The organism is Nostoc paludosum FACHB-159, from assembly GCF_014698835.1.
GTDB lineage: Bacteria > Cyanobacteriota > Cyanobacteriia > Cyanobacteriales > Nostocaceae > Nostoc > Nostoc paludosum.
Genome location: NZ_JACJTU010000004.1, coordinates 321643 through 329253, shown reverse-complemented (window position 1 = coordinate 329253; position 7611 = coordinate 321643). Strand labels below are relative to the sequence as shown.

The window sequence follows — 7611 nt, the reverse complement described above, 5'->3', positions numbered from 1 at the left end:
TTCCTCTTCGCTCTCTGCAATTTCAATCTTAAACGGGCGGCTCATGGCTATTTAAACTTAGGAGATGGCTTCTCCCTATTATATGCAGCTTCATATTAAATTGGTATCACCTTTAATAAGGATATGCAATTAAAGTGTTGATTGTTGACGGTTAACGCTCAACACTCAACAATCAACGCTATATATTGGAGTTTAGACTAATTTTATCCAGAAAATTGCCAAACCCTTATCCAGAAAGGCTTTGATGATTTATACGCTTGTTTAGATTCCGAAGTTTAAAATGCTTGCTACACAAGGGTTGTAGCCTTAAAACAAGAATTTAGTCTAAACTACAGTATATAGGATCAGGCTGAATTATTAATTTAAGCATATAAGCATAATAAACAAATAGCTCTAGCCTTTTAGCTAGAGCTAGATGACAAATTTATATAAATGCTGCGAATCTGATGTATGGTCTGTGCCTATTTGCTAAAGCTGTAAATTTGCTGTGTCTCCAAGCGATCGCTAATCGATGAAGGCGGTGTACCATCGGAGAACACTTGCCGATCTAGTTGAACTTGTAAATTACTCAAAGGATCGCTACCAGAAGAAATCAGAAATTCTAGTTTCTGGATATACGGTAAAGTTACGAGTTTATCTAGAATCTCGAAGATTGCTTGTATGTAAGGATGACCGCTTTGGCGATACCAGTCACAACTAGCAACTTTTGGCTGATCGAAACCCAAGTGTATTGTTAAAGATGGCTCGTCAAATAAAGCGATCGCCAAAGGACGCGCCTCTTCCTGCAATAATAAATCGTGGCTTCTTGCTATATGTCGCAGTTTTTCTAGACGCTCATAGCGTTTTGTCACTAACTGCGGGTCATCTTGCCAGTGAATTGCTACTGTTACCAGATAAGTTTGTAACAGTAAATGACCCAGCTTTTTAGCTTTTGTTGCCAGGTAATAGGAATTGTAGTCATTGGCCTCAATTAATAATGGCACGCGATCGACTACTTCCAATCCATAACCCTTGACGCCAGCAATTTTACGGGGATTATTGGTAATTAGGCGAATCTTTTTTACACCTAAATCCATGAGCATTTGCGCTCCCATACCGTAGTCCCGCAAGTCGGCGGGAAATCCTAAACGCTCGTTGGCTTCTACTGTATCCAATCCCATATCCTGCAAAGAATAGGCTTTGAGTTTATTAATCAAGCCAATTCCCCGCCCTTCTTGCCGCAGGTATACAACTACACCTTGACCGGCATTTTCAATCATTTTCAGTGCCGCTACTAGCTGCATCCGACAGTCGCAACGCAAAGAACCCAAAGCATCGCCAGTTAAGCATTCTGAGTGCATCCGCACCATCACTGGCTCATCTTTGAAATTAGCCGGATCTCCCTTGACAATTGCCACGTGTTCTGTGTTATCTAAGGTGTGGCGGTAAGCGTAAATTTCAAACTGACCGAATTGACTGGGCAGCTTAGTAACAACCTCACGATACACTAGGCGATCGTGTTTGAGGCGGTAACTAATTAAATCTGCAATACTGATAATTTTTAAATTGTGATGTTTAGCATATTCAATTAACTGCTGCAACCGCGCCATTGAGCCATCAGGGTTTTGAATTTCACAAATTACCCCAGCTGGGTATAACCCTGCTAACCGAGCTAAGTCTACAGCGGCTTCTGTATGTCCTGCGCGTTTGAGTACGCCTCCAGCTTTCGCCCGAATGGGAAAAATATGTCCGGGACGACGTAAATCGGTAGGTGTTGTAGCTGGATTGAGAGTAACCTGGATAGTGCGGGCGCGGTCTTCGGCTGAGATGCCTGTAGTCACACCCAAATGGGGGCCAGCGTCGATACTGACGGTGAAGGCAGTCTGGTTAGTATCTGTAATATTGCTCACCATCAAGGGTAAGTCTAATTCGTCTAAGCGATCGCCTGTCATTGCCAAACAAATTAGCCCTCTAGCTTCCACGGCCATAAAATTGATCGTGTCAGGTGTGGCAAATTGGGCAGCACAAATCAAATCGCCTTCATTTTCTCTATTTTCGTCATCCACCACCACAATGACACGACCGGCTTTGAGGTCTGCCAAGGCGGCATCAATTGTATCAAATTGAAAAACTTGGGTAGTCTTAGGCTGTGACACAGAAAGATTCCAGCTACCTAACGTAAATTTTTTTAACAATTTCTTCTTTTAGATTGTAGCTCCTTTATAAGCCAGAGAAGTAGACTAGCAATGATTTGATAACATGGCAATTTCTGATGGGGTATGGGGCAATGGGCATTGGGCATTGGGCATTGGGCATTGGGGAGAGGGGCAGGGGGCAGGGGGCAGGGGGCAAAGGGGAGAATGAAAAATTAGTTCTTTCCCCTCTGCTCCCTGCTCCCTGCTTCCCATCTCCCCATCTCCCTCAACTTTGTTTCGGGGAGATGCAGGGTTTTGTACGCTGTGCCTCAGGTGGCTGATATGTTGATAGCTGGCAAAGAATTAACCATTCATGGGATAAGGATTTGGGATCATGGGCAAATTTAGACGCGTACCCGTTGGGATTGTTGGCGCGTCGGGCTATGGTGGAGTACAGTTAGTACGGCTCTTGATGGATCATCCAGAAGTCGAACTGGTTTATTTAGGTGGTGAGAACAGTATCGGTAGATCCTTGGGGGATCTTTACCCTCACTTAGCTCATACAGCTAATCTGCCAATAGAGGCGGTAGAACCAGAAATAATTGCTCACCGCTGTGAAGTAGTTTTCCTGTCTTTACCGGATGGTGTGGCTTGCCAAATCGCGCCCACACTGTTGGAAAAAGGGTGTAAAGTGCTGGATCTGAGTGCAGACTATAGGTTCAGTGATTTGGCAACTTATACAAGTTGGTATGGTATTGAAAGAAGCGATCGCTCTACTGCTGTCACAGCTGTTTATGGATTACCAGAACTGTACCGCGATCGCATTGCCGAAGCTCAACTGATTGGCTGTCCTGGTTGTCATCCCACTGCGAGTCTGCTTGCACTTTCACCACTGTTAAAGCAAGGTTTAATCGTGCCAGAAACAGCGATTATCGATGCCAAGTCTGGCACATCTGGCAGCGGACGGCAAGCCAAAACTAACTTATTATTAGCTGAAGCAGACAACTCCGTAGCAGCTTACAATATTGGTCGTCACCGCGATACCCCAGAAATTGAGCAAATTTGCAGTGATTTAGCCGGTCACGAATTAACGATTCAATTTACACCACACCTCATCCCAATGGTACGCGGCATTTTGGCAACGGTATACGCCACAATGCGCGATCCCGGCCTCGTGCGAGATGATTTGATTACAATTTTCTCAGCCTTCTACCGCAATTCTCCTTGGATAAAAGTCTGCGGTAGCGGCATTTACCCCCAAACCAAATGGGCTAACGGCAGCAATCTTTGTTACATCGGCGTAGAAGTTGACCCGCGCACAGGTCGCGTAATTGTCGTTTCCGCAATTGACAACCTGATTAAAGGCCAAGCCGGTCAAGCGATTCAGTGTTTAAACCTAATGATGGACTGGGATGAAACCTTGGGGTTGCCGAAGTTGGGGTTTTATCCGTAATTGGGGACTGGGTATTGGGTATTGGGTATTGGGTATTGGGTATTGGGTATTGGGCATTCAGAAAACTTTTCTCTAGCCCCCAGTCCCCAGTCCCCAGTCCCCAGTCCCTAGTCCCCAGTCCCCAGTCCCTACTTCGGCCCTAAGCCTATAGCACCAGCATACACGGCGCGATCGCCTAGTTCATCTTCAATTCGCAGCAAGCGATTATATTTTGCTACGCGTTCGCTGCGACATAGGGAACCTGTTTTAATTTGACCGGCGCGGGTGGCTACGGCTAAATCGGCGATGGTTGTGTCTTCGGTTTCACCGGAACGATGGCTGATTACTGAACGGAAACCGTTGCGAGTTGCCAAGTCAATTGTTTCTAAGGTTTCAGTTAGGGAACCGATTTGGTTAAGTTTAATCAAAATGGCATTACCAGCTTTTTCTTGGATGCCTCTTTGCAAGCGAGTAGCATTGGTTACAAACAAGTCATCTCCCACCAACTGCACCCGCGAACCTAACTTCTGGGTGAGCAATTGCCAACTTTGCCAATCTTCTTCGTGTAAACCGTCTTCAATGGAGACGATGGGATACTGGTCAACGAGTTGTCCGAGGTAATCAATAAACTCAGCAGGGGCATGAGGTTTACCATCGTAAACATACTGACCGTTTTTGTAAAACTCGCTAGCTGCCACATCCAATGCTAAAGCTACTTGCTCACCTGGCTTGTATCCAGCTTTCTCAATAGCAGCAACCAGTAATTCCAAAGCCACTTGATTGGACTCTAAGTTAGGGGCAAAGCCGCCTTCGTCGCCGACACCAGTTAGCAAACCCTTCTCGTCTAATACTTTGCTGAGGGTAGCAAATACCTCAGCACCCCAACGCAGGGCTTCCCGGAAGGAAGTCGCCCCAACTGGGACAATCATAAATTCTTGAAAATCGACGTTGTTCGCTGCGTGTGCGCCGCCGTTAATCACATTCATCAACGGTACTGGCAGTAAATTTGCTAGTGGCCCGCCCAAATAGCGATACAGGGGAATTGCTAGAGATTCAGCGCCGGCTTTAGCTGCTGCGAGGGAAACCGCCAAAATTGCATTCGCACCCAAATTGGATTTGTTGGGAGAACCATCGATCGCAATCATTGTGCGGTCTAATAGTTCTTGGTTGAGGACATCGAAGTTCAGTAATTTTGGGGCAAATACCTCTTCGACGTTTTGTACTGCCTTGAGGACTCCTTTGCCGCCATAACGGCTTTTATCGCCATCACGCAGTTCGTGGGCTTCAAAAGAGCCAGTGGAGGCACCACTGGGAACTTGTGCCAGTCCTACGGCACCGTTGGCTACATGCACTTCGGCTTCAATTGTCGGTCTACCCCGTGAATCAAGAACTTCACGAGCTGCGATCGCTTCAATTGCAGTATCTAGAATGTTACTCATTTACACTTTGTCCTTTGTTTGACTGTTTTACTTACGCATATAGTCCAGTGGCCTAACCCAATCGTTAGCATAGGCGTTTAACGAGCTTTGTCGGCTGAGATTAAAGAATATTTCCAGAGATGTTGTCAATGAATTTTCAATTTTTGGTTCAACTGACTTTCATTTAGCGGATTTTCTCAGCCAATGGTTAAAATTGAGTAAAATTTAGCACTACTAACTATGTAGAAAATTCGCTTTCTGTATACTAAATATATAAATAGTTACAATTTTTTGTACTATCGAGAAATAATATTCCATGTCAAAATTTCAGATGAATCGAACATACTGGTAAATCTGATGATAGGCAAAATCCTCGATGGGCGCTACGAAATTATCAGCAAACTGGGAGAAGGTGGTTTTGGTGCTACTTACCTAGCTATTGATAGGAAATTGCCTGATAAAGACCAGTGTGTTGTGAAGCACTTTTCGCCAAAAGCAACGGATATAAATACTTTGTCTCATGCGCGACGGCTATTTGAGACGGAAGCTAAAGTACTCAACCGCTTAGGTAACCATGACCGGGTTCCGCGTTTGTTGGCGCATTTTGAAGAAGACCAAAAGTTTTATTTAGTTCAAGAATTTGTTGACGGGTACGACTTGAGTCGGGAAATCAATCGCAATAAACAGTGGAGTGAAGAAAAGGTAATTGCTCTGTTGCAGGATATTTTAGAGCCGTTAGAATTCCTCCATCAGCATCATGTTATTCACCGAGATATTAAACCGTCAAATTTAATGCGGCGTCAAGAGGATGGGAAAATTGTTCTGATTGATTTTGGAGCAGTCAAACAAATTAGCTCCCAAGGAATGAATATTCAGGGGCAAATGACGGCAACAGTTGTGGTTGGAACCCCTGGTTATATACCCAGCGAACAAAGTCAAGGTCAACCCAGATTATGCAGTGATATTTATGCAGTTGGAATTATTGCGATCGAAGCCCTGACTAATTTAAATCCAATGCAATTACCCAGAGATCATCTTACAGGTGAAATCATCTGGCGCGATCAAGCAAAAGTTAGTTCTGGTTTGGCACAAATTATCGATAAGATGGTCAAATATGACTTTCGACAAAGATATCAATCGGCAACAGAAGTATTACAAGCTCTGCAAGAACTAAAGATAGCTAATCATCCTCAAAAGTCAGTTTTGCGAAAAAGTTTTATTGGTTTAGGAATAGCGATCGCAGCTACTTCTATTGCTTTTATCTTTATATTTATACCGCGGAATAATACTCTAGAAAATTATAACAATGCCGTTTATGGCATCACCATAAAATATCCTGAAAATTGGGAATACACTGGAACTCCAGACCGCATTACTGGCAACGTGGTAAAATTCATTTCTCCAAAAGAATCTGAAACAGATGCCTATTTAGAAAACGTTAATTTAATTATTCAAGATTTACCAGAAAATCGCAGAGAATTAGAGCAATTTACTAAATTTTATTTAGATGAAATCCAACAGTCAGATCCAAATACAAAAATTCTAGAACAGGGGAAAACTCAACTCACAAACCGACCTGCTTATCAGGTAACTTACACTCTTGAAGAGGAAGGAGTAAAAATTCAACGCTTGCAAGTTTGGATGGTCAAACATAATAAAGCCTATATCATGACTTATACGGCTGATGTTGCTAAATATTCAAAATATTTACAAACAGCACAAGCTATGATTAATTCATTAGAAATCAATTAGTAATTTAATGGTGATTTTTAATAATTTTTTCAACGCATAGGCGCTTCTCTACGAGACGCTACGCGAACGCCTTCCCGGAGGGTAGGCACGCAAAGGTTAGCGCGTTCGCCTTTAGGCGTTCCCGCAGGGTAGGTACGCAGAGGTTTTCCAAGTAGAGAATTGGTATAAGTCGGATTAGGGGTTTAATCAAGAGCTTGGTTTATACGGGAATAAATTATTACATTATTTTACAATGTAATATTGTTGTGGTTTTGTGGTAAATACATAGTATCTATGCTTTCCTCATCTCTTAGTGAGAACTACCAACGATGAAACCCCAGCTATTTTTGCAAGTACTGACCGCAGGTACAATTGTTCTGGGTAGTATTGCTAGCATCACTCCACCCAGCTTTGCTCAAGCTAAAACTTATTTTTGTGAAAAAAGTGACGATGGTGTATGGACGACATATGCCAAAAACTACAACAATAAGAAGATTCCAGTGATTCGCTGGGTTAAAACTTTAGGCAACTACACTCCAAAAATCCGCTGCCAAGAAGTATCTTCCAGATTCCAGAGTGCTTATGAAAAAGGTATCTTGAACTACTTGACCTCTGGGATTTCTGGCAATCAAGCTGTGATCTGCGCGGCTAGTCAATACGGCGGCCCTTGCAGTCAATTACTCTTCACACTCAAATATCATAAAGACGCAAGTTCAGTACTGCAAAGCCTTGTAGAAATTGGTTATCGCGCTCGCGGCCCAATTCTGCAATCTGAAGATGCTTCTTCTCAAATATACATTGATATGAGCATGTTACTGAGCGAAAAAGCACCAGAAGGGCAAAACTAATACTCAGGTTAGTTAAGTAGCGGAATGCTCGTTAAGCATATTTGTGTAGAAATTTGCAAGCGGTAAAA

5 protein-coding genes are annotated in these 7611 nt (G+C 43.4%); 3 read left to right on the top strand and 2 right to left on the bottom strand.

The annotated features are described in order from the left end of the window. Positions 1-461: 461 nt before the first annotated feature. Positions 462-2135 carry a bifunctional 3,4-dihydroxy-2-butanone-4-phosphate synthase/GTP cyclohydrolase II gene (ribBA, locus tag H6H03_RS06600; RefSeq protein WP_190954321.1) on the bottom strand — a complete coding sequence of 558 codons (1674 nt, stop codon included), beginning with the start codon at positions 2133-2135 and terminating at the stop codon, positions 462-464. Positions 2136-2508: 373 nt separating this feature from the next. On the opposite strand from ribBA, the gene argC reads away from it, so the two are divergent. Further along, positions 2509-3567, top strand: coding sequence for an N-acetyl-gamma-glutamyl-phosphate reductase (gene argC, locus H6H03_RS06595; protein ID WP_190954320.1), 1059 nt, complete (start codon positions 2509-2511; stop codon positions 3565-3567). A 128-nt stretch (positions 3568-3695) separates the two neighbouring features. Here argC and eno read toward each other — a convergent pair whose 3' ends face one another. Beyond that, positions 3696-4985, bottom strand: coding sequence for a phosphopyruvate hydratase (gene eno / locus H6H03_RS06590; protein WP_190954319.1), 1290 nt, complete (start codon positions 4983-4985; stop codon positions 3696-3698). A 336-nt stretch (positions 4986-5321) separates the two neighbouring features. Between eno and H6H03_RS06585 the strand changes: the two genes are divergently transcribed. Beyond that, a complete protein-coding gene (locus H6H03_RS06585) occupies positions 5322-6716 on the top strand; it encodes a serine/threonine-protein kinase (protein ID WP_190954318.1) in 1395 nt (464 codons plus the stop codon). 308 nt (positions 6717-7024) lie between these two features. Next, a complete protein-coding gene (locus H6H03_RS06580) occupies positions 7025-7543 on the top strand; it encodes a COP23 domain-containing protein (RefSeq protein WP_190954317.1) in 519 nt (172 codons plus the stop codon). Positions 7544-7611: the final 68 nt, after the last annotated feature.